Here is a 24,995-nt window from a genome sequence, read left to right as displayed (position 1 = left end):
GGCCTCACGACGCTTCCGTGCCGGGTTCGATCCGCACGGCGCAGACCTTGAACTCGGGCATCCTGCTGCAGGGGTCGAGGGCGGTGCTGGTGATCAGGTTGGCCCGGCCGGGGCCGGGATAGTGGAACGGCACGAACACCGTGTCCGTGCGCATGCCGCCGACCAGCCGCACGCGCGCGACGGTGGTGCCGCGGGCCGAGGTGATGCGGGCCGGTTCGCCCTCGCGCAGCCCGGCGCGTTCGGCGGTGTCGGGGTGGATCTCGACGAACGGTTCGGGCGCGGCCTCGTGGAGTTCGGCCACGCGGCGGGTCTGCGCGCCGGACTGGTAGTGCGCGAGCAGGCGCCCTGTCGTCGCGTACAGGGGGTGTTCGGCGTCCGGGGTTTCGGCGGGGTCGCGGTGGTCGACCTCGGCGAACCGGGCGCGCCCGTCCGGGTGCGCGAAGCCGTCGAGGAACAGGCGGGGCGTACCGGGGTGCGGTTCCCCGCCGGGGGTCTGCGGGCAGGGCCAGTGCAGGGTCTCCCCCGCGTCCAGGCGGTCGTAAGTGATGCCGGAGTAGTCCGCCGTGCCACCGCGGGAGGCGCGTCGCAGTTCCTCGAAGACCTCGCGCGGCGAGGTCGGGTAGCGTTCCGCCGGTTCGCCGAGCCGGACCGCGAGGCCGTGCAGGACCGCCAGGTCGGTGCGCACGCCCTCCGGTGGGGGGTGCAGCCGGCGGCGGCGCAGCACCCGGCCCTCCAGGTTGGTCATGGTGCCCTCCTCCTCGGCCCACTGGGCGACCGGGAGGACCACGTCGGCCATCCGCGCGGTCTCCGACGGCACGAAGTCGGCCACCACCAGCAGGTCGAGGGAGGCCAGCCGTTCGCAGACGTGGGCGGCGTGCGGCGCGGACACGGCGGGGTTGGAGCCGAACACCAGCAGGGCGCGTGGGCCGCCCTCGGTGCCGAGCGCGTCGAGCAGTTCGTAGGCGCTGCGGCCGGGGCCGGGCAGGCTGTCCGGGTCCGTGCCCCAGACGCGCGCCACGTGGGCCCGCGCCGCCGGGTCGGTGATCATGCGGTAGCCGGGGAGCTGGTCGGCCTTCTGGCCGTGCTCACGGCCGCCCTGCCCGTTGCCCTGGCCGGTCAGGCAGCCGTAGCCGCTGCCGGCGACCCCGGGGAGTCCCAGGGCGAGCGCGAGGTTGATGAAGGCGGCGGCCGTGTCGGCGCCCTTGCTGTGCTGCTCGGCGCCGCGGCCGGTCAGCACATACGCCCGCCGCGCCTCGCCCAGCATCCGTACGGCGGCGCGCTGTTCGGCGACGGGTACGCCGGTGACGCGTTCTACGCGCTCGGGCCACCAGGTCACGGCGCGCCGCCAGGCCGCGTCGAAGCCGGTGGTGCGCTCCTGGACGTACTCCTTGTCGCACCAGCCGTCGCTCACGGCGATGTGCAGCAGCCCCAGCGCCAGCGCCAGGTCGGTGCCCGGCACCGGTTGCAGGTGCAGGGTGGCGCGCTCGACGGTCTTGGTGCGGCGCGGGTCGACGACGATCAGCTCGGCGCCCTCCAGGTGCCGCATCAGCGGGGGCATCGTCTCGGCGGGGTTGGCGCCGGCGAGCAGGATCGCGTCCGCCGCGCCGAGGTCGGCCACGGGGAACGGCAGTCCGCGGTCCAGGCCGAAGGCCGCCGTGCCGGCCGCGGCGGCCGAGGACATGCAGAACCGGCCGTTGTAGTCGATCTGGCTGGTTCGCAGGGCGAGCCGGGCGAACTTGCCGAGCAGGTACGCCTTTTCGTTGGTCAGGCCGCCGCCGCCGAACACGGCGAGCGCGTCCGGGCCGTGTTCCTCGCGGATCCGCAGCAGCCTTCCGGCGACGGTGTCCAGGGCGGTGTCCCAGTCGGCCGGCACGAGACGGCCGTCCGCGTCGCGGACCAGCGGGTGGCGCAGCCGGTCGGTGACGTCGAGCAGGGCGGGAGCGGTCCAGCCCTTCTGGCACAGCCTGCCGTTGTTGACGGGGAAGTCGGAGGGCTCCACCACGGTCCCCCGGGCGTCGTGGCCGACGCGGGTGCCGCACTGCAGGGCGCAGTAGGGGCAGTGGGTGGCCACGCTCGTCGTCGGCGCGGTGTCAGGCACGGGTGGCCTCCGACGACTTGGCGGCGCCGCGCCCGGTCCGCCGCGGGTCCTGCGCGTCGTCCGGCGAGGTGCTGTGCGGGGCGCGCAGGTAGACCAGGCGGGTGACGGTCACGCACACCCCGTAGAAGGCCAGGAAGGACCAGAAGGCGGGCTCGCCGGTCCCCTGGCTGCCGTAGGACGCCCGGAAGGCCAGGTTGACGGCGACGCCGCCGAGCGCGCCGACGGCACCGGCCATGCCGATGACCGCGCCGGTCAGCCGCCGGGCGCGGGCGAAGGCCTCGGTCGCGTCGTGACCGGCGGTGACGGCGGCCTCCGCCTGTCCGGCGAAGACCACCGGGATCAGCTTGTACGTCGACCCGTTGCCGAGTCCGCTGAGCACGAACAGCACCGTGAACACGGCGACGAACAGCGCGAGGGAGTGGTGTGCCGAGGCCACCAGGAGCAGGCCGGTTCCCGCGCCCATGGCGAGGAAGTTCCAGAACGTGACCCGCGCTCCGCCCCACCGGTCGGCGAGCCGGCCGCCGAGCGGCCGGGACAGCGAGCCGAGCAGCGGCCCCAGGAAGGTGTAGCCGGCCGCCTCCAGCGGTGTGGAGCCGAACTGGTTCTGCAGGACGAGGCCGAAGGCGAAGCCGTAGCCGATGAACGAGCCGAACGTGCCGAGGTAGAGCAGCGAGATCCACCAGGTGTGCTGGTTGACCGCCGCCTCGCGCAGCGCGCCCGGCCGCGCGGGGCCGGTGTCGACGTTGTCCATACCGAGCGCCGCGAGCAGGGCGGCGAGGGCGATCAGCGGCAGGTAGGCGGCGATCACGTAGGCGGGGTGGGTGTCACCCGCGGTGGCGATCACCAGCAGTCCCACCAACTGGATCACCGCGACGCCCAGGTTGCCGCCGCCGGCGTTGAGGCCGAGCGCCCAGCCCTGGTGACGTCGGGGGAAGAAGTAGGCGATGTTGGTCGTGGAGGAGGCGAAGTTGCCGCCGCCGACGCCCGCCGTCGCGGCGACGACCAGGAACACCCACAGGGGTGTGCCCGGCCGTTGGACGAAGTACAGCGCGAGCAGCGCCGGCACCAGCAGGAGGGTGGAGCTGAAGACGGTCCAGTTCCGCCCGCCGAACCGGGTCACCGCGTGGCTGTACGGCAGCCGCAGCAGCGCCCCCACCAGGGTGGGGGTGACCACCAGCAGGAACTTCTCGCTCGGGGCGAAGCCCAAGCCGATGGCCGGGGACATCAACAGCACCAGGACCGACCACATGCTCCAGATCGAGAACCCGATGTGCTCGCAGAAGATCGACAGGATGAGGTTGCGTCGTGCGACGTGCTTCCCGGTGCGCTCCCAGAACGCTTCGTCCTCCGGATCCCAGTGCTCGATCCGGCGTCGGGAGGCGCGCAGTGCCGTCATCGGGGCAACTCCTCGGCTGGGGACGGCGGCCCGGCGCGTGGCGCCGGGCCGCCGTGCGGGGGGTGACGGGGGCGCGGGCCCACGGGGGGCGATGGGCCCGCGCCCGGAGGAGGAGGCGGCGCGGGGCCGGGGCTTACGCGCCCGTCCGCTCCGCCTTCAGCAGCCGGGCCAGCTCCAGCCGCTTGATCTTGGTGGTGGCGGTCTGCGGCAGGTCGTCGAGCTTCCACTGCACGGGCTCCGCCATCGCGGGCAGACCGGCCACCGCGGACGTCCAGGCCGCGAGGTCGAGCGGCTTGTCGTCGCGGGTGCACACCACGGGCACGGGCTTGCCGTCGTCGTCCGGGACGATGATGACCTCGACGAGTTCGGGCATCCGCGCGAAGAGGGTGTCCTCGATCTCCAGGGTGCTGTCGATGCCCTGGATCTTGTCGACCTCCCGGTCGAGCAGGTGCAGGCAGCCCCATTTGGTGCGGTAGCCCAGGTCGCCCATGCGCCACCACTCGCCGTCGGCCTGCTTCTCCCAGCGCTCGTGCTCACCGAGGTAGGTGACGATCCGTCCGTCGGAACGCACCTCGATGTATCCGGGGTTCGACTTGGTGGGCCGCTTGCCGTCCCGGCTGACCACGCGGATGCCCGTCATGCCGGGGAACGGGGAGCCCACGCAGCGGCCGTCGGCGTCCGCGCCGCGCTTCTTGGAGTAGGTGCGGCCGGCGATCGGGCCGACCTCGCTCTGCCCGTACATCTGGACGAACTTCGGCGACTCGCGCCGTGAGGCGGTGAGCATCAGGTGCACGGTGCGCGGGTGGATGGCGTCGAAGGTGCTGCTGAAGTACTTCACGTTCGCCAGCGGCCGGCGCGGGTCGTCGACCAGCACCTCCCAGCGCAGGAACGTGTTCGGGTGGGCCTCGATCAGGCCGGGCGGGGCCTGCTGGAACACCTCGGCCACGACCTCCGGGTCGTCGTCCCGGAGGATGATCAGCGGGTGCCCCTGGAGGATCGTGATGGGCATGGCGGTGAACATCCGCGAGTGCACGAAGGACACGTGGATGGCGATCGGCTCGCTACGGCCCACCAGGGACGCCACCGTGCCCTGGGGGCGGTAACGCGCCTGGAACGTACGCCCGGTGTGCACCGCCAGCTTCGGTGTTCCGGTGGTCCCGGAGGTGTGGGTGACCAGCGTCGGGTGGTCCGGGGACATGGTCACCGGAGCGACCCGGGCGGAGCCGGCCAGGGAGGCGAGTTCGACGGCCCCCTCGTGGCTGCCCGAGGTCAGGAGCACCTGCCGGGCCAGGCCGAAGACCTCGGCGGGCAGATGGTGGTCCAGCTTGTCCTGGTCGGTCACCAGGTGCGGCCGGTCCACGCGGCGCACCAGCTCGCACACGGTGGCGCCGTCCAGCTTCGGGGACAGCAGGACCGGGACGGCGCCGATCCTGGCTGTGGAGCAGGCGAGGAGCGTGATGTCGAACCCGTTGGTCTTGTGGACGACCACGCGTTCCCCGGGACGGACGTTCGCCGCCCACAGCCGGGAGGCGAGGTCGTCGACGAGGTCGGCGACCTCCGTCAGCGTCATACGGCGCCCGCGCTCCGGGGCGACGTCGAGCTCATGGTCGAGGATCACGGGATTCGCCGGGTGCCGGGCCGCGGCCCGGTCGAACAGCGTGCCCAGCCGAATTCCCTTGTTTCCGATGCGCTGGAGAAACATCTGCCCACCCTCTCGTCCGCGCGACTTTTTCTCAGTCGTGCGGCAGGCTGTCCGAATTTCAGTCTCCGGTAGGGATCCGCATCTTTTCGCGCCGGGAACAGGGGCACGACGGAGTTGTTTCACCGGAAGTCGATGCGGTCACCGGGAGGGAATGTCACCGCTTTTCGATGACATCCTTGATGCGCTTCAGCGTGGCGTCGAGGTCCTGCTCGAGCTTGGCGGTCCAGTCGGCGACAAACCGCTTGCGGTCGTCCTCGTCCAGCTCGGCGACGATCTTGTGGATGCCCGCGGTCGCCCGGCCCATGCGGAAGTGGTGGGTGAGCACGCAGCCGTCCTCGGCGGGCGCCATGTCGAAGCCCCAGACGCTCTCCTGGTCCTCGCGGGCGTGGGTGAGCATCATCCACCGGAAGGTGCGGCCGGGCTCGGCGGCGGTGATGCGGCACTCGGTGTGCCACACACCGCGCACCAGGGGCGCCCAGGCGACCACGTCCTCGCTGCGGAGGTTCTCGCCGCGGAAGATGGCCCCGACGGTCGAGGGTTCGCCGGACACCCATTCGCCGCCCCGGCATTCGGGGCTCCATTCGGCGCTGCGCGGCAGATCACTGACGACGGAGTAGACCTCGAGAGGGGTCGCGGAAATGTGGATGTCGGCCCTGAGATCGAACAGCGGCGAGGTGTCGATGATTGACTGATTCATGTGCAGAATTCTGTCAGAGGGCACCCGGCGCCGGTCAAAGAGCCGCTTTCTCATTTGTCAGGTCGGAATTCCCGCATTTCACCGGCACCGGTCTGCCGCGACCGTTTCAGCCCTTGGCGTCCGTGCTCAGCACGAGCTTTCCGCGCACCTTGCCCTCCTCCAGCCGGCGGTGCGCCTCGGCGGCGTCGCTCAGGTGCAGCCGGTCAACCGCCCGGGGCCGGAGGCTGCCGTCGGCGACCAGCCGGTTGATGGCGCTGGCGGCCTCGGCGAGTTCACCGGCGGTGGCGTGGGAGATGGCGAAGCCCAGGACGGAACGGTCCCTCAGGTAGAGCGGCCCCACGGGCAGCACCGGCCTGGAGCGCAGGCCGGCGAGCAGCACGATCCGCCCCCGCCCGGCGAGCAGGTCCACCGCGGTCTCGAGGTCGTTCGTACCGGAGGCATCGAGGTAGAGGTCGGCGCCCGCCGGGACGGCGGCGCGTATGCGTCCGGGCACGTCGGGATCCCGGTAGTCGATGACGTGATCGGCGCCGATACCGCGCAAGTACTCGGCGTCCCGCGCGGAGGCGACGGCGATGACCCGGGCACCCGCGGCGGCGGCCATCACCACCAGGGCGCTTCCCACGTTCCCGGCCGCGCCGACCACGACGACGGTCTCGCCGGCCCGGAGCCGCCCGTGGGTGAACAGGCCGAGGTAGGCGGTCGCGCCCGGATGCGCCAGCGCCACGGTCTCGTACGGATCGGCGCCCTCCGGCAGGCGGTACAACCGGTCGACGGGCACCACCACCTGCTCGGCGGCCGCCCCCTGACGGCCGTCGTGACCGAGGCTGTTGCACCACACCCGGTCGCCGGGCCGGAACCGGTGCACGCCCGCGCCGACCGCGGCGACGGTGCCGGTCAGGTCCCGGCCGATCACGAAGGGGAAGGTCAGCGGGGTGCGCCAGGCCCCCGAGCGTACGAAGGTGTCGACGTGGTTGACGGAGACGGCCGTGACGTCCACCAGCACGTCGGTCGGCCCCGGTTCCGGCGTGGGCAGATCGCCGTAGCGGATGACGTCCGGAGATCCGAGCTGTTCGATGTAGGCAGCACGCATCATGGTCAAGGATTCTGGCAAAGACGCCCGGTACTCGTCCGCGTACGACCCGGACTCCGTCGCGGATCTGTCAGATCGGAACCGCATCTGTCAGATCCGACCCCCCTGACTCAGCTCAGGTTCACCCGACTCAGGTCAGGTTCAGACGGGCCAGCTCCCGCCGGGAGCCCACGCCCAGCTTGGGATACGCCTTGTACAGATGGTGCTCGACGGTCCTGCGGCTGAGGAACAGCTGCGCCGCGATCTCCCGGCTGCTGTTGCCGCCGGCCGCCAGCCGGACCACCTGCAGCTCCTGCGGGGTCAGCCGGTCGAGGACGTTCTCCGCGGTCGCCTTGGCGACCGTCGTCGCGTCACCCGCCGCCCGCAGCTCCGTCCGTACCCGCTCCGTCCAGGGCACGGCACGGAGCCGCTCGAAGATCTCCAGGGCCGATCGGAGCGACGCGCGGGCTTCGCTGCGCCGACGGGCCCGGCGCAGCCACTCCCCATACAGCAGCTCGGTTCGGGCCCGCTCGAAGGGCCGCCCGCCCTGCCCGTGCAGGCGGACCGCCTGTACGTAGTCCTCTTCACGCCCGTCGACCAGGGCCCGGCACCGGTGGGCCACCGCCCGCGCCCACGGTTGACCACCGGCCTGCGCCCAGGCCTCGAAGGCGCGCATCGGCCCCTCGGCGCGCTCCTGGTCCCCGAGCCGTACGGCCGCCTCCACCTGGTCGGCGACGGCGGCCATCGCCATCGCCGTGTGGCGATGCGGCCCCGGACCGATGGCGGCCTCCAGCCTGCCGAGCGCCGCCTCATAGTCGCCCCGCGTCAGTTCGAGCAGGCTCAGGGCGCTTTCCGCGGCCACCCTGCCGACGTCGGGAACGTCCTGCGTGAGGCTGCGGCAGCGCTGTTCGTCGCCCTCGATCGCGGCGATCCGCGCCGGGACGCCGTTGAGCCAGGCGACGCGCTGCCGCAGCCCCGTGTCGCGGGCGATCTCCACGGCCTCGGCCACCGATGCCTCGGCGTCCCTGTGCGCCCCGGCCAGCACCTGGCGTTCCGCCAGCAGGTGCAGGGCCTGCGGCAGGGCGCCGATGAGTCCCTGCGCACGGCAGCGCGCCACCTCCGCGGCGGCCAGTTCCATGGCCGTGGCGTCGTCGCCGACGAGGATCGCGCTGAGCAGGGCGCGCGTCCGCGCCGCGTCTCCCCCGTCCTGGCGGGCGGCCACGGCGCGCTCCAGCAGAGGCAGGCCGCGGGCGTAGTCGTCGTCGACGAGATACGCCATGCCCTCCACCATCGGGTCCGCTTCCCCGAGAGCCGCCAGCCGCCGGGCGGCCTCCCGCACCGAGTCCGCGTCACCGGCGAACCAACCGTACGTGGCGCCGGTGCGGAGCATGCCCCGGCCCAGTTCGGGATCGGCCGAGTGCGTCCGCCGCAGCAGCAGGCGGGCGGCCTCCCGCTGGTTCCCCAGTTCGAACATCACGGCGGCACGCACGGGGGCCAGCCGAGCCAGGTCCTCCGGTTCGTCGGTCGACCGCTCGGCCTGCAAGGCCAGGTCCTCGGCCTGACCGGCGTGTCCGGCGTTCAGCGCGAGGGCCGCGGCGTCCGTGAGCCGGTGGACCTGTTCGCGGCGGTCGGGGGTGAGCCGGGCGGCCTGCTGGTGCAGGAGCGAGGCGGCGGCATAGGCGCTGCGGTCCGCGGCCCGGTCGGCGGCCGCCACCAGTTCGGCCGCGACCGCGTCGTCGGGTGACGTCGTGGCCAGCGGGAGGTGCCGGGCCCGGCAGTCGGGGTCCTCGGCCGCGTCGGCCAGCGCCTGGTGGACGGCGATCCGCCGGGCCAGTACGGCCCCCTGGTAGGCGGCGGTCCCGATCAGCGGATGGCGGAACGCGACGGTGCTCTCGGTCACCTGGATCAGGCCCGCCTGCTCGGCGTCCTCCAGGTCCTCCAGGTCGACGCCCAGCGTCCGGGCCGCCTTCATCTGCAGGGGCAGGTCGCCCCGCCCCTCGGCCGCCGCGACCAGCAGGGCCAGCCGTGTCCTCTCGGGCAGCCTGGCGATCTGGGCACGGTATGACGACAGCACCCGGTCGGCGACCGTCACGGGCGTGAACCTGCCGGGGTCGTCGCGGCGGGCGGCCCCGAACTCGATGAGCGCCAGCGGGTTCCCGGCGGACTCGGCGATCACCTGGTCCCGCAGGGCAGGGGCCAGCCCCAGGTCGGCGAGCAGACGCACCGCGTCGCCGGTGTCCAGCCGGGAGGGCCGCAGTTCGGTGAGCCCGGGCGCGGCGAACCCCTCCTCGCGGGTCGCGAAGACCATCGCCACCTGCTCGGCGGACAGCCGGCGCGCGGCGAAGAGCAGCGCGTCCGCGGTGGCCTGATCCAGCCACTGGGCGTCGTCCACCAGGCAGAGCAACGGCCCCTGCTCGGCCAGGTCCGCCAGGAGCGTGAGCACGGCCAGCCCGGTCAGGAACCTGTCCTGCGTCCTGGTGCGGCCCGTGCCGAGCACCGCCCGCAGCGCGTCCGCCTGCGGTTCGGGCAGGGCGTCCAGCCGGTCCTGAACCGGCCACAGCAGCTGCACCAGCCCGCCGAACGCGAGATCCGCCTCCGGCTCGACACCGGTGACCCGCAGCACCCGCATACCGGACGCCGACGCCGACTGAGCCGCCCGGTCGAGCAGGGCCGTCTTCCCGATGCCCGCCTCACCCCGCAGGACGAGGGCACCGCTTCGTCCCCCACGAGCCCGTGCGACCAGATCCTCAAGCGCCGCCAGCTCGGTGGACCTGCCGTACAGCACGTAAGTGCCCTCGCTTCCCCGTGATGCGGCCCACCGGTAAGTAGGCCGTGCCGAAGTACGTACCCGGTTTCAGAAACCTTACTGATTCGGCGGGGACGCCCCCTTCCTACCGTGTGGAACAAGCCGGTTCCCCGACGGAGGAGATCGTGAGTCACCTTTTCGAACCGCTGCCCCTGGGAAAGCTGACCCTGCCCAACCGGCTGGTCATGGCGCCGATGACGCGCAGCCGGGCCCGGGACGGCGTGCAGACCCCGCTGGCCGCCGAGTACTACGCGCAGCGCGCCGGAGCGGGTCTCATCATCACCGAGGGCACGCAGCCCTGCGTGATCGGGCAGGGATACATCGACACACCGGGCCTGCACACGCCGCAGCAGGTGGAGGCGTGGCGTCGGGTGACCGACGCGGTCCATGAGAAGCAGGGCCGGATCTTCGTGCAGTTGATGCACTCCGGCCGGATCGGTCACCCGAGCCTCTACCCGGACGGCGCGCTGCCGCTGGCGCCCTCGGCGATCGCTTCGGGCGGCAAGATGTACACCCCGGAGGGCTTGCTGGACCATCCCACGCCCCGGGAGATGACCCTGGACGACATCGCGCGGGCGGTCGAGGACCACATCGCGGCCGCGAAGTACGCGCTGGACGCCGGGTTCGACGGTGTGGAACTGCACGGCGCCAACGGCTACCTGATCCACCAGTTCCTCGCCGACAACACCAACCGGCGTATCGACGCCTACGGCGGCAGCATCGACAACCGCGTCCGTTTCGCCGTCGAAGTCGCCCAGGCGGTGAGCGACGCGATCGGCCCGGAGCGCGTCGGCATCCGCCTGTCCCCCGCCAACACGACCAACGGCATAGAGGAACGCGACCCGGCCGCGCTGTACGAGGCCCTGATCCAGGCCCTGGCGCCCGTCAACCTGGCCTACGTCCACCTGATGGAGTTCGGCGGCCGTGACATCACGCAGCTGATCCGGAAGGAATGGCCGGGCGTACTGATCCTCAATCCGCACGCCACGGGCGAAGAGGCCTCCGTGACGCCCGAGTCCGCCGAGGCGGTGCTGGAGGAGGGCCTGTGCGACGCGGTGAGCATCGGCTCGCTGTGGCTGGCCAACCCGGACCTCCCCGCGCGGATCAAGGCGGGCGGCCCGTTCAACACCCCTGACCCGGACACCTTCTACGGAGGCGACCACCGGGGCTACACCGACTACCCGACGCTGGACGGCTGATCCACCGGGCAGGCGGCAGGGGCACGCGGTCGGCACCCGGCCCGCGCACCCCGCTTCCGTCCCGCCCGGTGTTCGACTCCCTGGCCCGGCCGGCACCTTCTCCCGAAGGGCTGCGCGGCCGGTCCGGGCCAGGGTGATCCAGCTTTCGAACGACCGCTCAGGGAGCCCAGATGAGCAACTCACTCGCCGAGCCCGACGCCCCGGGTCCCGCCGCGCCGGGCAGGAAACTCCACGAAACCGATGCCCGCGGTCCGTTCCGCGGGCTCGCGGCCTTCTGGCTGGCCCTCATGGCCGGCCCGTTGTCCTTCGGCATAGCAGGCCCCGCCCTGATCCTGGACGAGGCCGCGAGGGACCTCGGCGTCTCGACCGGGGCGATGACCTGGACGGTGACCGCGTTCGGCTGGGGCATAGCGGTCGGCACGCCCCTGCTGGCCGGGCTGCTGGACCGCCGGGGACCACGCGCCGCGCTGACGGTGTGCGGCCTGCTCGTCCTGCTGGGGGCGGGCCTGGTGGCCGGCATACCCGTCCTGCCGGTCCTCGTCCTCGGTACCGCTCTGCAGGGCCTCGGCACGGCCGGCCTCACGGCGACGGCGATGAGTCTCGCCGACTCGCCCCGCGTCATGGGACTGGTCACCGCCTCGCTCGCCGTGGTGGGTTCGACGGCTCCACTGGCCGGTTCCCTCGTCAACGACCTGCTGTCCTGGCAGGCCACCCTCGCCCTGCCGGTGCTGAGCGCGGTCGCCGTTCCCTTCGCCGCGGCCCGGTGCGCGAACAGCGCTCCGGCCACCCGCGAGCCGTTCGACCCCGTGGGCACCGCGCTGCTGACCGCGCTGGTCACCGCGCTCGTGTTCGTGCCGCATCAGCCGCTGATCGCCGGTGTGTGCTCCGTCGCCGCCGCGGCGCTGCTGGCGGCCCATATGCGCGCACGGCCGCGGGGATTCGTACCCGCCGCCCTGATCCGCACCCCGAGCTTCCTGGTCTCGGCGGGGCTCGCGTTCTGCCTGGCGGTGGTCAACTTCGGCATGATGTACGCGATTCCTGAGCGGCTGGAGGACCACACGTCGTGGTCCTCCAGCGAGATCGGGGTCGCCATGGTGTGGCCACTGCTGCTGGGCGGCACCCTGTCGTGGTTCGTCGTGGCGGTCTCGGCACGGACGGGACGCCGGCCCGTGATCACCACGCTCGTCACCCTTGCGGTCCTGGGACCGGTGCTGGCGGCCCTCAGCACCGCCGCTCCGCTCCTGCTGGCCGCTCAGGCCCTGACGTCGATCGCGGCGGCATCGGGTCAGGGTGCGTTCGCCGTCCACGCCACCGCGGCCGTCGCCGACGACCAACGGCCCCCGGCGATCGGCCTGTTCAACCTGTCGTATCTCCTCGGTGCGGCATTCGGTCCCGCCATCGTCTCGCTCCTGGCGCTCTGACCGCCGGCGGTCCGATCCGTGTGCGCCGTCACACCGTACGTGTGTGACGGCGCACAACGTGCTTTCAGAGCGCCGGCGGAGCCATCTCGCGTTCGTCAACTGGCATAATCGGCAAGGCAGTCTGTGAGGAATGGCAGTGAGACGAGCACCGGTCCGGCGTTCCCGCCACGGGTCGGACGGAGGCCGGAAATCAACGGTGTGTTTCACGCCACCACGGGTAGGGAGCCCACTCGGTCGTCGGCCGCCGACCAGTCCGGTCCGCAGGCCGCCAAGTGACGTGTGTGGGGGAAGGGGGGCCGTGGTCTTCTCTGTTCACAGCCCCTGGGCACGGCTCGTGGAACACACGCCGGTGTCCTCCCGTTGCGCCGGTGGAGCCGTGGTCCGTGCGACTCGGGCTTCGCGCTCCGCCACTGTCGGCGGTTGGGGAACGAGACACCGGAGGGCCGCGTGTCGCAGAAGAAGGACGAAGCGTTGGCCGCCGTACTGGCCATGCTGGACCTGCTCGCCGGCGAAGGCCCGGCGAGCCGCTTCGAGGCGCCGGTCGAGGAGGCCTGCAGACAGGGCGTGACCGGGGCCGACCTGCGCATGGTGACACAGGTCAAACGGCTGGCCCTGGCCATCCATGCCCGGCTGGAGCGGCCTCAGCAGTGGAGCGCCGCCCTCACCACGCTCGTCGACACAGCCTGCGAGCTGGTGACCCCGCACACCGTCGAGGACACCCTCAAGATCATCACGCGCCGGGCGCGGCTGCTGCTCGGCACCGACGTCTCCTGGGTCACCCTGCCCGCCGCCGACGACGACCGGGTGTTCCGGCTGCACGCCCTCGACGGTCACGTCACGATGCTGAACACCCGGCTGCGATTAACGAGGGAAGCCGGGCTCGCGGCCGCCGTACTGGCCCATCGTGCGCCGCTGTGGACATCCGACTACCTGACGGACGACACCTTCCGGCACGCCGACGAGCCCGATCAGTGGGTCAGGGCCGAAGGGCTCCACGCCGTCCTCGCCGTGCCGTTGAGCCGGGGCGCCGGCTCCCCGGGATCACTGCACGTGGCCGAACGCAGTGTGCGCCACTTCTCCGCCGACGAGATAGCGCTGATGAACATGCTCGCCGAAGTCGGCGGTGTGGCCCTGGAGCGGGCCCTGCACCTGGCCGAGACGCGTGAGGACATGTCGGTCCTGCGGGAGCAGGTGCTGCGCACCGAGGCGGAGCTCGCCGACGCGCGACGACTGGCCGTGACGCAGGGGGCGCTGCTCGACCTGGTGCTCGGCGGCTGCGATCCGCACACGCTGGTCGAAGAGGTCCACTCCATGCTGGGCGCCCCCGTGCTGCTGTGCGGTCCGCACGGCACGGCGATCGCCACGGCCGGAGACATGCCGGAGCGCACACAGGAGGAGTTCACTCGCACCGCGAAGGACGGCGGGATGCCGCGGGATCTGACACCGACCCCTCTGGACGGCGGCATCTGGTCCGTGCCGATCCTCGCCCGCGGTCACTACCTGGGCGCCTTATACGTCCATGCCGGCCCTTCGCTCACCGACGACACGGCGGACCTGCTCCGGCACGCCGGGCGAGTGGCCGCAGTGCTGCTGTTCCTTCAGGAGGGCGGTACCGCGGTCGCGGAGGAGCAGCTCCGGGACGAACTGCTCGACGATCTGCTGATCAGTGTGCCCCGGCCCCGGGACCAGTTGGAGCGGCGCGCCCGCCGACTGGGCATCGGCCTGGATCAGCCGCACGTGGTCGTGATCGCCCGTCCGGAGGGAGGTGCGCAGGAGCAGGCGGTCACCCGGGCGTCCTCCTGCGCGCGTCGCATGAACGGGCTGCAGACGACGCACGAGGGCAACATCGTGCTGCTGCTGCCGGGCACCGACCCGGGCGCCGCCGCCCGGACGGTGCACGACGAGCTGTCGTCCCTGCCCGGCGATCCGGCCACGGTGAGCGGCTCCGGTCCCGTGTCGGACCCGGGTTCGGTCCTCCCCGGGTACCGGGAAGCAGCGCGCTGCCTAGATGCGATGACCGCCCTGGGCGCTGTCGGAACATCGGCGTCGACCCACGAGATGGGGTTCGTGGGTCTCCTGCTGTCGGACCAGCTGGACGCCGAGAGGTTCATCAAGAGCACCATAGGTGCCGTACTCGACTACGACGAGCAGCGGCTGACGGAGCTGAGCCGCACGCTGGAGGCCTATTTCGACACCGGTGGGAGCCCCACGTACGCCGCCGAGAAACTCCACGTACACCCCAATACCGTGGCCCGCCGTCTGGAACGCATCGGTGGTCTGATCGGCTCCGACTGGCAGAAGCCGGAGCGGGCCCTCGAGATCCAGCTCGCGCTCCGGATGTCCCGGATACGGCGCGTGCTGAAGGAGCGCAAGGAGCCGGCCGGGAACTCTGCCGGGGATCAGGACGCGTAGTCGAGTTCGCCGTCGTCGGCGTCGCTCAGCGCCGCCAGGACATACGCGGCGGACGCGAGGGTGACGTGCCGGTGCCAGCCGCGGTAGGAGCGTCCGGCGAAGTCGCGGATGCCCACCTGGTCGGCCCCCCTGGCGAAGTCCTGGTCGACCCGGTGGACCATGCCACGCAGCCGCATCAAGGACGCGGGCGGAACCTGCGTCAGGTCGGTCAGCCACACCTCCCGCGGCCAGCGCCGATCGTTGTTCCCCACCCCGAGCAGGAGAAGGTCACTGCGCCTGGTTCCCCCACGCAGGCTTCGCGCGGCGGGCAGCGTCACCCGTACGGCGGCGACGAGCCCGGACCGCACGACCGTCCCCCCGCTTGTACTGGGCCACAGCACCGGCCGTCGCAGGGCCCGGCTCGCACTCATGATCTGGCGCACCGACCTGGGGGCGGCGTCGAAGCCCGGCAGCACCGGGTCCACCACCGACAGCCGCAGGGAGTCGTCCACCCTGAGCATCAGCGGCATTCCCCTGTTGAAGATCCTCGACACGGTGGAAGCGACGTCCCATCCGCGGGCGTCCATCACCACGGGGCGGGACGGCAGTCCCCACGCCGCCGTCTCCAGGTAGGCCTGCACCGAGCATTCGCCGAGGGACTCCGCGCAGGCGTCGTCCGGTATCGACGCGCGCCGCCGGCGGTCCTCGGCGATCCAGCCCGGGGAGAGTTGCAGCCGCCAGTTGACCGGTACGCTCATCTCCTCCGCGACCGCCCACACACCCACGGCCTGCTGGGCGTTGAGCATCTGGCCGTGCTCCGGGAAGAAGCGCCGCTCCACTCCCACGGAGTGCCGCCCGGCCTTCGGGATGACCATGGGCCGCACCACCCACGCCTGTGGCGGAACCACACTCACCGCGTACCGGGCCAGTGCCCGGCGCACCGGCGCCCACTCCCAGCTCGAGTCGCTGATGAAGTGATGCAGGCTCTGCTCCGTCGCCTGTCCCCCGACCAGCGCGGCTATGTTGCGTATCGACTTGCGTCCCCGCACCTCCAACAGACCTCGTATGTAATCCATGCCCTTGCGGCGTTGGTCACTGCGCGGCAAGGAGGCGAAAAGAAGTGAGCACATCTCCGGCAACGACGCGTTGCACGCAGGTGCGTACGACGGCTCGCACATGGTCGGACTCTGCGCTTGGTCAGGGCTCAGCGCGACCACACTCATGAAACGGACCCTCCATCAAAGGTAGACGGGAGACGATCCGAAGGGCTGCCCCTCCAATGTGCGGTAGGTCTGATGCCGGTCCCAGGTACACAGAGCACAGGACTTGCGTCGGGGGGCGGTGGCCGGACCAGCATTGCGGCTCTCCCGCCCCGGCTGTCCCGTCCGGAGCACGGTCGTCGGAGTGTGTCCGCACCACCTCCCCGATCGGCGGACACGCCTCCTGTGGCCGCTTCACAGCGACTTGACAGAGTGTCACCGGCGCTGGCCGCCGGGTTCCGCGGGCGCGTCACCATGGAATTCCGCGCCGCGACACACACGACAGGGACCCTGTGGTGGTCCCGGTACCGAGGAGGATCACCATGAGCGCTGCCCCGGAGCCAGGGCCCGTCACCGTCTGGTCGGATCTGGGGTGCCCCTGGGCCACCCTCGCCCTGCACACGCTCCGCAGTACCGCCCGCGAACGCGGGCAGGACCTCCTGATCGACCACCGGGCGTTCCCGCTGGAGTTGTTCAACAACCAGCCCACGCCCAAGTACATCGTGGAGCCCGAGATCGTGGTGATCTCCGCACACCGTCCCGAACTCGGCTGGCGCCTGTGGGCGGGGCGGGAGTACGACTACCCCTCGACCATGCTGCCGGCGATGGAAGCGGTCCAGGCCGCGAAGGATCCGTCCATCGGTGGCCTGCGCGGCAGCGACGAACTGGACGCCGGCCTGCGTCACGCCTTCTACGTCGAGAGCCGGTGCATCAGCATCCCCGCGGAGATCCTCGACGTCGCCGCCAAGTGCGAGAACGTGGACGAACAGGCCCTGGCCCGCGCCCTGGAGCGTGGCGCCGGCCGCGCCGAGATCTACGCACAGTGGCGGATCGCTCAGGGCCCCGACGTCCAGGGAAGCCCTCACCTGTTCGCACCCGGCGGGTACGCGGCCCACAACCCCGGCGCGCAAGTCGAATGGACCGGAGACCCCAACGAGGGTGGCGTGCCCCGTCTCGACCGCTACGACCCGTCGTGGGCCGAGGACCTGCTCGACCGGCTGGCGGAGGGGAGGCGGTCCACCGGTGGCTGAGACGGACCTCAGGATCTCGACGGCCGCGTACGACCGCTTTGCGGCGGCGGCTGCGGCCGAGGGGGTGTCCGTGCGCGAGTACGTGGAGCGGATTGCCGAGGGGTTGCCCGAGCAGCGTGAAGAACGCGCTGTGGTCAGGGCGGAAACCGACCTGCGACTGGTGCTGCTGGGGATCGGCAACTCGGAGTCCGGCTCGCGCACGGAGCGCTAAGGCGGTGATCAAGAGGCCGCATCGGTTTGCCCCGATACGGCCTCCGACCTGCTGCTACGCAAGTCGGGACGACAGAATGTGAACCTGCGACCTCTTGCCCCCCAGTAGCTGATGCTGAAGGACAAGGCCACACACGCGGCCCACGCGGTGCAGGACAAGACCCCCGCGCCGGTACGCGCCAAGGCCGGCCACCGAACAAGCCAACGCTGACGCGTCCCCGCAGTTCAGCGCACCCTTCCCCGCGGTTTCAACGGCACCGGCGGCAGTTCCGGTGCGGGCAGGGGGGGACCGTCGTACCCCTTCACCTCCCGAACCGGGAGCCTTCCATCCGCATCCAGTCCTGACGCGCCTGCACGATCTCCTCCTGCGACCGTCCGATCCAGTTCCAGAACTATTGCATCGGTCGACGTTTCTGCAGGTCAAAAGCCTGTGAGTCCAGCAAAGTCAGTAAAAGTCAGCATCCGAGCACTCAGACGCAGAGGCGATCGCGAAGGCTTCGGATGTTCCAGAACTCGGCTGCAGGGGACCCAGCATCCCGCCGCCGCCCGCACTCGCTGCAGCGCTCCACGATCGCGAGAATCCAGGGACGGTCACATCCTCGGATGCTCAGGTACGACGGGTGAGCAGCGCCCCGGGCGATAAGGCCCATGCAGGCGATCAGGCCCATGCAGAAGGGAGCACGGGTGCGCGCGGTCATGGTGGGCCTTCTCTCTCGGAGCGCATCGCGGTGCGCGGCGAGTACCCCGACTCAGGCGGGCAGTCTCCGCGACGTCCGATACTCACGTCATGCCGATCCGCCGGCCGTCGTCCATGCCCGGGACGAGCGCGACGCCTAGCCGCTCAGGCCCGAGCCGGTGTGGACCACTCTGTGCCGGCCTGATCAGCTGTCCTTGCCCATCGCCTTGCGGACGGCGTCACGAGTCCGGTCGATCACGGCTGCCACGGGTCCGACGGCGACATTCTCCGCCGCCGTCTCCACTCCTGGATGCGGGCGGGTGGGTGCCATGGCCTCGGCAGCCCGGACAGCCGTGGCCATCATGGCGAGCTGCTGCGCTCCGGCCTTCCCGCGCAGCGCGGGGAACTCGTACTGTTCCTCCGAAGCCGCGTGCTGGAGCACGTCGGCGCGCAGTTCCCGCAAGGCGGGCAGGAACGCGGGGTCGTCGGGGTTCATGTCATCGAGTCGGCTCAGCTTCTCCTTCGCGGCCCTCTCCTCCTCGAGACGGTCGTCGACCACCTGCTCACCGTCCTGCAGGAGACGGCGGACCGCAGGGTGGACCACTTCCTCCTCGGCGGTCTCGTGGACGGCCAGCAGGCGGACGAGCCTGCGGAATGCCTCCGCCCGGTCGTCGGCAGTGGCGTTCTCGACCTGGGCGAAGAGGCCACGGATGTGGTTGTGCTGCTGCATCAGCAGTGCGACGACGTCGTCATTCTCGCCGGCGTCGTCGAGGTGGGGCATGGCGTCGGTCAAGAGAGTCTCCTTTGCGGTGCAATCGCGAAGCGGCGTCCGCCCGCGGACAGCGGGCACCTGAGCTTCGTCCAGGTTCTCCCTGGTGACCGGCGGCCGCGACCGCGCGCGGCCGAACGGCGCAGGTGATGACCCAGGGCGAGCAGCCGGGATCTCGACCTCGTACGACTGCCGGGCGCCGCTCCGCATCGCGGCCGACCACGAGGGGTACCCGGGCGTGCCGGGCCGTGAAGGAGGCGTCGCGATGGGCGTGCACGACCGGATCGCCGAGCTGCGCCGCGTCGCCCGGGAACGGTTCGGGTGGAACGACTTGGCCGCCGAGCAGACGGAGGCGATGGAAGCACTGCTCGACGGCCGCGACGTGCTGGTCGTCATGCCCACCGGTTCCGGCAAGTCGGCGATCTATCAGGTGCCGACCGTCCTGCTCGGTGGTCCCGCCGTCGTGGTGTCGCCACTGATCGCCCTGCAGCGCGACCAGGTCGCCGGCCTGCGGGAGAGCGGGGCACCGGACGCCGTGGCCGTGAACTCCGCACAACCCCGGTCGGCCGCCGACAGGGGCTGGCGGGCGATCCGGGGCGGTGATGCCGAGTACCTGTTCCTATCCCCCGAGCAGCTGACCAAGGACAGCGTCGTGGAACAGCTGCGGGAACTGGGCCCCTCACTGTTCGTCGTCGACGAGGCCCACTGCGTCTCCACCTGGGGACACGACTTCCGTCCCGACTACCTGAACCTGGGCGAGGCCGCCGAACGGCTGGGCCGCCCGCCGGTACTCGCTCTGACGGCGACGGCCGCAGCCCCCGTAAGGGCGGACATCGTCGAGCACCTGAACATGCGCGAGGCCCACGTCGTGACGACCGGGACTGACCGGCCCACCATCCATCTGGCGGTGCGCACCTTCACCGACGACCCCGCCAAACGCGAGACAGTCGCACGCTGGACGGCCCGGGCGCGCGCCCCGGGCATCCTCTACACCGCCACCCGCAAGGACGCCGAGACGTACGCGGGGCGGCTTCGGCAGGACGGCGTGGACGCCGAGGCGTACCACGCGGGCATGAGGGCAGCCGACCGCCGCCGGATCCACGACGGCTTCATGGCCGGTGCTCCCGCCGTGGTGGTGGCCACCTCCGCGTTCGGGATGGGCATCGACAAGGCGGACGTACGGTTCGTCGCCCACGCGTCCGTCCCGGAGTCCCTGGACTCCTACTACCAGGAGATCGGACGCGCCGGCCGGGACGGGGAGCCGGCCCGCGCGGTGCTGTTCTACCGCCCCGAGGACCTGGGACTGCAGAAGTTCCTCACGGCCCGAGCCCTGGACGCCGACGCACTGCGCGGGATCATGACCACGCTGCTCGGCCTGGACGCCCCGCAGAGCCGTAGCCGGACCGCGCAGCTGTGCGGCCTGTCGCGCCGGAAGACCAGCGATCTGCTGAACCTGCTGGAAGAGGCGGGAGTGGTGACCGTCGAGGGCAGGCGCCGCGCAGTCCGGGCTCTGCCCGGCCGCACGGCGGACGAGGCCGCCGAAGAGGCGGCACGGGTCTTCGAGCGGCGGCGCCGCATCGACCGCTCGCGCATCGAGATGATGCGCGGCTACGCCGAGACGCCCACCTGCCGCCGCCAGTACCTTCTGGGCTACTTCGGCGAGCAGCTGGAGACACCGTGCGGACGGTGCGACGTGTGCGACCGCGACGAGCACCCCGCCACCGGAGGCGGGCACCGGGACGCCGCTACCCCGCACGGGCACAGCGGGCCCTATGAGCCGAATGACCGGGTGCGCCACGCGGAGTGGGGTGCGGGCACCGTGATGCGCACCGAGGAGGACCGCCTCGTCGTGCTGTTCGAGCAGGTCGGCTACAAGACGCTGTCCCTGACAGCAGTACAGGAGGGCGACTTCTTCACCGGCGCCTGATGTGCCGGCGACCGGGCCGAGCAGCAGGTGAGAACACCACAAGCGGTGTGCCGCGCGCGTCGGGGTACCCGCCACCGGACGCTGTCGGAAGCCGCTGCGGCGGACGGGCGTTGCGGCCGGTTCGTGCAGAGGAGGGATCCGTGCCCGAGACGATCAAAGAGCAGACGGTTGAGCAACTGGGCGGCCCGAGCAGCGTGCTGGCCCGGCAACGCCGTGATCATGCCGAGATGGACAGGTTGATGGACGCACGGCATGGGACACGGTGCGACGCAGCGCGCCCACCCACCCCCACCCCGTCATCCCGCGGCGCCCGCCCGGCAACGCGGTCCTGGGGGCGCCGCTCGGTCTCTACGACCGCATGCGCGATGCCTTCGGACTGAGCACGCCCATGGGCGTGGCCAAGAAGGTGTTCACCAGGCTCGCCGGGCTCCTGGTGCTGGTTGCGGCCGTCGCGATGCGCCGCAAGCGACGTTGAACCAACTGGGTGCAGCGTGCTGAGGGCACCGCGGGCACGCCGTCGACGTCAGCACGCACCCGCTGATCGGGAGCCATCATGTCCGTGTGGTCATGGGTCCGCTAACACCTGGGGAGCGCACGACCGAGCCCTTCTCAGAGGTCCCATCGACGTAGGGGATACACCACCGCTCCGGTGATCGCCCAGCGGGCCTCCCGGCCGGACGACTGGCCGTCCGGGTGCCGCATCCGCCCGTGTCCTCGCTGTGCCGCCGACTGAGTGACCACCGCGATGCCGGTTGGCTCGGGAACCGGGCTCCGGCTCCTGCGACGTCGAACATGGGCGGCGTTCCCTCCTCCCTCTCCCCCGGCGTCGGCATCCCCAGCCGACGTCCTCGTACGGCAGTAAGGAAGAGCCATGAGCGACTCCGTCCGGTCCGACACCACACCGGGCACCGGCTCCGCGACCCGCAGGTCCATGGCCGTCTGCGCGCTGATCGGGGCGGCGGTCATGGCCTCGGTCGACGAGATCGTCTTCCATCAGATCCTGGGGTGGCACCACTTCTACGACGGTTCCACCTCCGGCGTGGGACTGCTGTCCGACGGACTGCTGCACACCGCCGAACTGCTGGCTCTGGTCGCGGGGTTCTTCCTCTACGCCGATCTGCGCCGCCGCAGGGCCCTGGCGTCGGCCCACGCTTGGTCGGGCTTCTTCCTCGGGCTGGGCGTGTTCCAGCTGTTCGACGGGATCGTGGATCACAAGCTGCTGCGTCTGCACCAGATCCGTTACGGGGTGGATGTCACTCCGTACGACTGGGCGTGGAACATCGCCGGTCTGGTCCTGCTGCTCATAGGCGTGATCCTGGCCCTGCGTGCGGCGCGCCGCAGCGGGGCGGGGCCGGCGTCGTGACACTGGCCCATGTCCACCCCGGCCCGGCCACCGGACCCGGGACGGGCCGGCTGCTCACCGTCGTGGCCGCGCTGCTGGCAGCGGCGGCGTATCTGCTGGCCGCGGGGCGTCTACGGCGCCGCGGGGATGCCTGGCCCCGGTGGCGGGATGTGTCGTTCACCGCCGGGGGCGTCGGTACGGCCTGGGCGTCGGGGGGAGCTGTGCCGGGAGGACCGTTCACCGGGCACATGATCCAGCACCTCGTCGTGGGCATGGCCGCCCCGCTGCTTTTCGTCGTGGCCCGTCCCCTCACCCTCGCCCTGCGAGCCCTCAGACCCGGCCGGGCACGACGACACCTGCTGATGCTCGCGCGATCTTGTCCCGTCGGCTGGCTCATCCTCCCGCCGCTGGCGGCTCTGCTGAACGTGGGCGGCCTCTGGCTGCTGTATCGGACGGAGCTGTTCGCGGCCATGCGGCACCAGCCGTTGCTGCACGGCGTGGTGCACGCGCACATGCTGACGGCAGGGCTCGTGTTCACCTTCGCCGTGTGCCAGCTCGATCCGGTGCGCCGTCGCTGGAGTGTCGCCGTACGCGGCGCCACCTTGCTGGCCGCCGGAGCCGGGCACGCGGTGCTCGCCAAGACCCTGTACACACTGCCGCCGCCCGGCACCGACTTCACCCCTGCCGACCTGCACAGCGGCGCCCAATGGATGTACTACGGCGGCGACGTGGTGGACGCGGCCTTGGCGGTGGTGCTGGGTGTGTGCTGGTACACGGCCGGCGGACGTGCCCGCGCCCGTCGCACGGGACGTGGAGCTGCCCCAACCAGCTCGAAACAGAGGTTGACCGGCGCAGCCGGGGCACTCGGTGACCGTCGGAAGCTACGAGACCCCGAGGGACGTGATGAGCGTGACAGCACCAGGGACCGGCGACAGCCGGATGCAGCAAAGAAGGCTGGACATCTTTCTCAATGATCACCTGGCCGGTGGGACGGCCGGTGCAGAGCTTGCCCGGCGCATGGTTCACGAGCACGGAGATTCGCCGTACGGCGACGAACTGAGGACGCTGGCGGCAGAGATCTCGCAGGACCGGCAGGCCCTGCTGCGGCTCCTCGCGGACCTCGGCGTATCCGTCAAGCGCTACAAGCTCTACGGGGCATGGCTGGGCGAGAAGGTCGGGCGGGTGAAGCCCAACGGCCGCCTGCTTCGCCGCTCCGGCCTCTCCTTGTTGGTCGAGCTGGAAGCGCTGCGGCTGGGGACGCAGGGCAAGGCGCTGCTCTGGCGTGCGCTGCTTGCCGCGGCGCCGCAGGACGCCCGACTGGACCGGGGACGCTTGGACCAGCTGCTGCACAGGGCCCGGCAGCAGAGCGAGACGCTGGATTCCCTGCATGACAGAGCCGCGGCAGGGCTGCTGTCCGCCCCACCGCGGGGAGCGACATCGGTGACCGCCACCGGGAAGGAGACACCCTCATGATCCGTCCTGAGCACGTGGAGGCGCTGCTCGGATCCGACGCCGATGACGCCACACTGATCGTCACCGCCGGCAGCCTCGTGGTCGTTCCGGCGTCGGCGCTGGACAGCGAGCGATACCGAGGGGCCCTGGAGATCATCTCCCGGCACGATCTCCTCACCCGGCTCGGCACCGGCGTACCGTCCCGGCGTGACCTCGAGGAGACCGCCGCTCGTCTGGACACCGCTGTCACACAGCTCGGCGCCTGAGACGGCCGTCGGCGGTTGGCCCCGGGACGGCAGGGTACCCGGCGTCGGCCCGGTTCCGGCCGTCCGCCGAGGAGACCCCCCATGGGCTTCAACCCTCTCGAACACCAAGGCATCCCCCTCGACCGCCAGCTGCGCAACTGGCGAGAGCTGAACGTCGAGCCCGTCGACCCCGACAAGAGCGACCCGTACACCCGCTGCCGGATCATCACGATGAACGGCATCGAGGTCGAGGCGATCCTCTTCAGCCACCAGTTCGCCCGCCGCTGCCCCGACCCGGAGGTCAAACGGCAGCTGGCGGAGGTCCGTTACATCGAGCACCAGCAGCAGAAAGCGGTCAACTGGCTGCTGCCCGGCCTCGCTTCTGTGCTGGAGACGACCATCGCCTACGAGCAGGTGGCGGTCGACCTGACCGGCTGGGTCGCCCGCCATGAGCCGGACCCGTATCTGAGGCAAGCGTACGAGTTCGGCGTGCTCGAGGACTTCGACCATCTGTACCGGTACGCCAACCTCTACGAGATGGTCGAGCACCGCAAGGCCGAGTCGATCGTCGACGGCCTGACCGAGGTGATGCCGGGCCGGCCGACGAAGTTCCACCACCGCCACGCGGCCGACAACGTGCGCGAGCCGTACGACCGTACGAGCGCCAACCCGCTGTCCAAGCTGCACGCGCTGACGATCATGTCGGCGGAGCAGCAGACCATGAACTTCTACATGAACGTCGGCCCGCAGTACATGGAGCCGATCGCCCGCCAGCTGTACCAGGAGATCGGGCTGATCGAGGAGGAGCACGTCACGCACTACGAGTCGCTCGTCGACCCGGGCGAGACGTGGTGGGAGCAGCTCGTCAACCACGAGTACAACGAGTGCTACCTCTACCACTCCTTCATGCAGCAGGAGTCCGACCCGAAGGTGAAGGCCGTCTGGGAGCTGCACCTGAACATGGAGCTGGAGCACCTCCGTATCGCCTGCGACCTGATGCGCCGCCATGACGGGCGGGAGCCGCAGGAGATCCTGGCGCCGGAGCTGCCGAACGTGCTCACCTTCGAGGAGAACAAGCAGTTCGTCCGCGGCCTCCTCGACACCCAGATGGACCTGACCACGCTCGGCACCGGCTACGTCCGCGATGCGCACGAACGGTTCGAGCGGATGCAGGATCAGATCCACGGCGGCGAGGAGCCGCCCAGCGAGCGCGTCATGGCCCAGCACCGCGAGCTGCTCGGTGGCGAATACCGGCACCAGACGGAGGGCCCGCACCCCGACGTCGCTTCGCGGGAGAGGAGCTGA

Annotated in this window: 20 protein-coding genes and 1 pseudogene; 12 read left to right on the top strand and 9 right to left on the bottom strand. The window is 71.2% G+C overall.

The genetic code is table 11. The annotated features are described in order from the left end of the window. Positions 1 to 4: 4 nt before the first annotated feature. The 6 genes from ACQEV2_RS38730 to ACQEV2_RS38705 all read right to left on the bottom strand — a co-directional run bounded on the left by ACQEV2_RS38730 (position 5) and on the right by ACQEV2_RS38705 (position 9,747). The gene (locus ACQEV2_RS38730) at positions 5 to 2,098 is read right to left on the bottom strand and encodes a molybdopterin oxidoreductase family protein (protein ID WP_433052742.1); all 2,094 of its coding nucleotides are present in this window, start codon (positions 2,096 to 2,098) and stop codon (positions 5 to 7) included. Continuing rightward, entirely contained in the window at positions 2,091 to 3,494 is a 1,404-nt protein-coding gene (locus ACQEV2_RS38725; protein ID WP_433052739.1) for a nitrate/nitrite transporter, read from the bottom strand. The genes ACQEV2_RS38730 and ACQEV2_RS38725 overlap by 8 nt, the downstream gene beginning before the upstream one ends. A gap of 133 nt (positions 3,495 to 3,627) precedes the next feature. Continuing rightward, positions 3,628 to 5,196, bottom strand: coding sequence for a class I adenylate-forming enzyme family protein (locus ACQEV2_RS38720; RefSeq protein ID WP_433052736.1), 1,569 nt, complete (start codon positions 5,194 to 5,196; stop codon positions 3,628 to 3,630). Between the two features lie 154 nt (positions 5,197 to 5,350). Further along, positions 5,351 to 5,893 carry an SRPBCC family protein gene (locus tag ACQEV2_RS38715; protein ID WP_433052733.1) on the bottom strand — a complete coding sequence of 181 codons (543 nt, stop codon included), beginning with the start codon at positions 5,891 to 5,893 and terminating at the stop codon, positions 5,351 to 5,353. Positions 5,894 to 5,999: 106 nt separating this feature from the next. Continuing rightward, positions 6,000 to 6,983, bottom strand: a complete 984-nt coding sequence (locus ACQEV2_RS38710) for an NADPH:quinone reductase (RefSeq protein WP_433055121.1) — start codon at positions 6,981 to 6,983, stop codon at positions 6,000 to 6,002. 130 nt (positions 6,984 to 7,113) lie between these two features. Beyond that, positions 7,114 to 9,747, bottom strand: coding sequence for an ATP-binding protein (locus ACQEV2_RS38705; RefSeq protein ID WP_433052730.1), 2,634 nt, complete (start codon positions 9,745 to 9,747; stop codon positions 7,114 to 7,116). A gap of 146 nt (positions 9,748 to 9,893) precedes the next feature. On the opposite strand from ACQEV2_RS38705, the gene ACQEV2_RS38700 reads away from it, so the two are divergent. From ACQEV2_RS38700 to ACQEV2_RS38690, 3 genes are all read left to right on the top strand, one after another. Beyond that, a complete protein-coding gene (locus ACQEV2_RS38700; protein ID WP_433052727.1) occupies positions 9,894 to 10,967 on the top strand; it encodes an alkene reductase in 1,074 nt (357 codons plus the stop codon). 170 nt (positions 10,968 to 11,137) lie between these two features. Further along, complete coding sequence (locus tag ACQEV2_RS38695) at positions 11,138 to 12,388, top strand: MFS transporter (protein WP_433052725.1); 1,251 nt, start codon at positions 11,138 to 11,140, stop codon at positions 12,386 to 12,388. A 447-nt stretch (positions 12,389 to 12,835) separates the two neighbouring features. Beyond that, entirely contained in the window at positions 12,836 to 14,800 is a 1,965-nt protein-coding gene (locus ACQEV2_RS38690; protein ID WP_433052722.1) for a helix-turn-helix domain-containing protein, read from the top strand. Here the strand turns inward: ACQEV2_RS38690 and ACQEV2_RS38685 are convergent. After that, entirely contained in the window at positions 14,788 to 16,002 is a 1,215-nt protein-coding gene (locus ACQEV2_RS38685) for an IS701 family transposase (RefSeq protein ID WP_433052719.1), read from the bottom strand. The two genes, ACQEV2_RS38690 and ACQEV2_RS38685, sit on opposite strands and share 13 nt — an antisense overlap. Before the next feature lie 359 nt (positions 16,003 to 16,361). Between ACQEV2_RS38685 and ACQEV2_RS38680 the strand changes: the two genes are divergently transcribed. Then, the gene (locus ACQEV2_RS38680; RefSeq protein ID WP_433052716.1) at positions 16,362 to 17,069 is read left to right on the top strand and encodes a DsbA family oxidoreductase; all 708 of its coding nucleotides are present in this window, start codon (positions 16,362 to 16,364) and stop codon (positions 17,067 to 17,069) included. Continuing rightward, positions 17,062 to 17,280: a hypothetical protein gene (locus ACQEV2_RS38675; RefSeq protein ID WP_433052713.1), complete on the top strand. Its 219-nt coding sequence runs from the start codon at positions 17,062 to 17,064 to the stop codon at positions 17,278 to 17,280. The genes ACQEV2_RS38680 and ACQEV2_RS38675 overlap by 8 nt, the downstream gene beginning before the upstream one ends. A gap of 224 nt (positions 17,281 to 17,504) precedes the next feature. Here the strand turns inward: ACQEV2_RS38675 and ACQEV2_RS38670 are convergent. Together ACQEV2_RS38670 and ACQEV2_RS38665 are read right to left on the bottom strand one after the other, a co-directional pair. After that, positions 17,505 to 17,671, bottom strand: a pseudogene (locus tag ACQEV2_RS38670) (pirin family protein); the annotation flags it as partial. Positions 17,672 to 18,160: 489 nt separating this feature from the next. Continuing rightward, complete coding sequence (locus tag ACQEV2_RS38665; protein WP_433055118.1) at positions 18,161 to 18,736, bottom strand: hemerythrin domain-containing protein; 576 nt, start codon at positions 18,734 to 18,736, stop codon at positions 18,161 to 18,163. A 253-nt stretch (positions 18,737 to 18,989) separates the two neighbouring features. Here ACQEV2_RS38665 and ACQEV2_RS38660 point away from each other — a divergent pair, with 253 nt between their 5' ends. The 7 genes from ACQEV2_RS38660 (at position 18,990) to ACQEV2_RS38630 (ending at position 24,995) form a co-directional block, all read left to right on the top strand. Next, positions 18,990 to 20,651: a RecQ family ATP-dependent DNA helicase gene (locus tag ACQEV2_RS38660; protein ID WP_433052710.1), complete on the top strand. Its 1,662-nt coding sequence runs from the start codon at positions 18,990 to 18,992 to the stop codon at positions 20,649 to 20,651. Positions 20,652 to 20,913: 262 nt separating this feature from the next. Then, entirely contained in the window at positions 20,914 to 21,126 is a 213-nt protein-coding gene (locus ACQEV2_RS38655; RefSeq protein ID WP_433052707.1) for a hypothetical protein, read from the top strand. A 396-nt stretch (positions 21,127 to 21,522) separates the two neighbouring features. Next, complete coding sequence (locus tag ACQEV2_RS38650) at positions 21,523 to 22,014, top strand: DUF2243 domain-containing protein (protein ID WP_433052704.1); 492 nt, start codon at positions 21,523 to 21,525, stop codon at positions 22,012 to 22,014. Next, on the top strand, positions 22,011 to 22,967 hold the full coding sequence (locus ACQEV2_RS38645) for a cytochrome c oxidase assembly protein (protein ID WP_433052701.1): 957 nt from the start codon (positions 22,011 to 22,013) through the stop codon (positions 22,965 to 22,967). Before ACQEV2_RS38650 ends, ACQEV2_RS38645 begins: the two co-directional genes overlap by 4 nt. A gap of 43 nt (positions 22,968 to 23,010) precedes the next feature. Continuing rightward, positions 23,011 to 23,466 carry a hypothetical protein gene (locus ACQEV2_RS38640; protein ID WP_433052698.1) on the top strand — a complete coding sequence of 152 codons (456 nt, stop codon included), beginning with the start codon at positions 23,011 to 23,013 and terminating at the stop codon, positions 23,464 to 23,466. Continuing rightward, the gene (locus ACQEV2_RS38635; protein WP_433052695.1) at positions 23,463 to 23,711 is read left to right on the top strand and encodes a hypothetical protein; all 249 of its coding nucleotides are present in this window, start codon (positions 23,463 to 23,465) and stop codon (positions 23,709 to 23,711) included. The genes ACQEV2_RS38640 and ACQEV2_RS38635 overlap by 4 nt, the downstream gene beginning before the upstream one ends. Positions 23,712 to 23,792: 81 nt before the next feature. Then, on the top strand, positions 23,793 to 24,995 hold the full coding sequence (locus ACQEV2_RS38630) for a hypothetical protein (protein WP_433052692.1): 1,203 nt from the start codon (positions 23,793 to 23,795) through the stop codon (positions 24,993 to 24,995).

This window comes from Streptomyces sp. CA-251387 (genome assembly GCF_050936625.1).
Lineage (GTDB): Bacteria > Actinomycetota > Actinomycetes > Streptomycetales > Streptomycetaceae > Streptomyces.
This window is presented reverse-complemented; position numbering and strand designations above follow the sequence as displayed.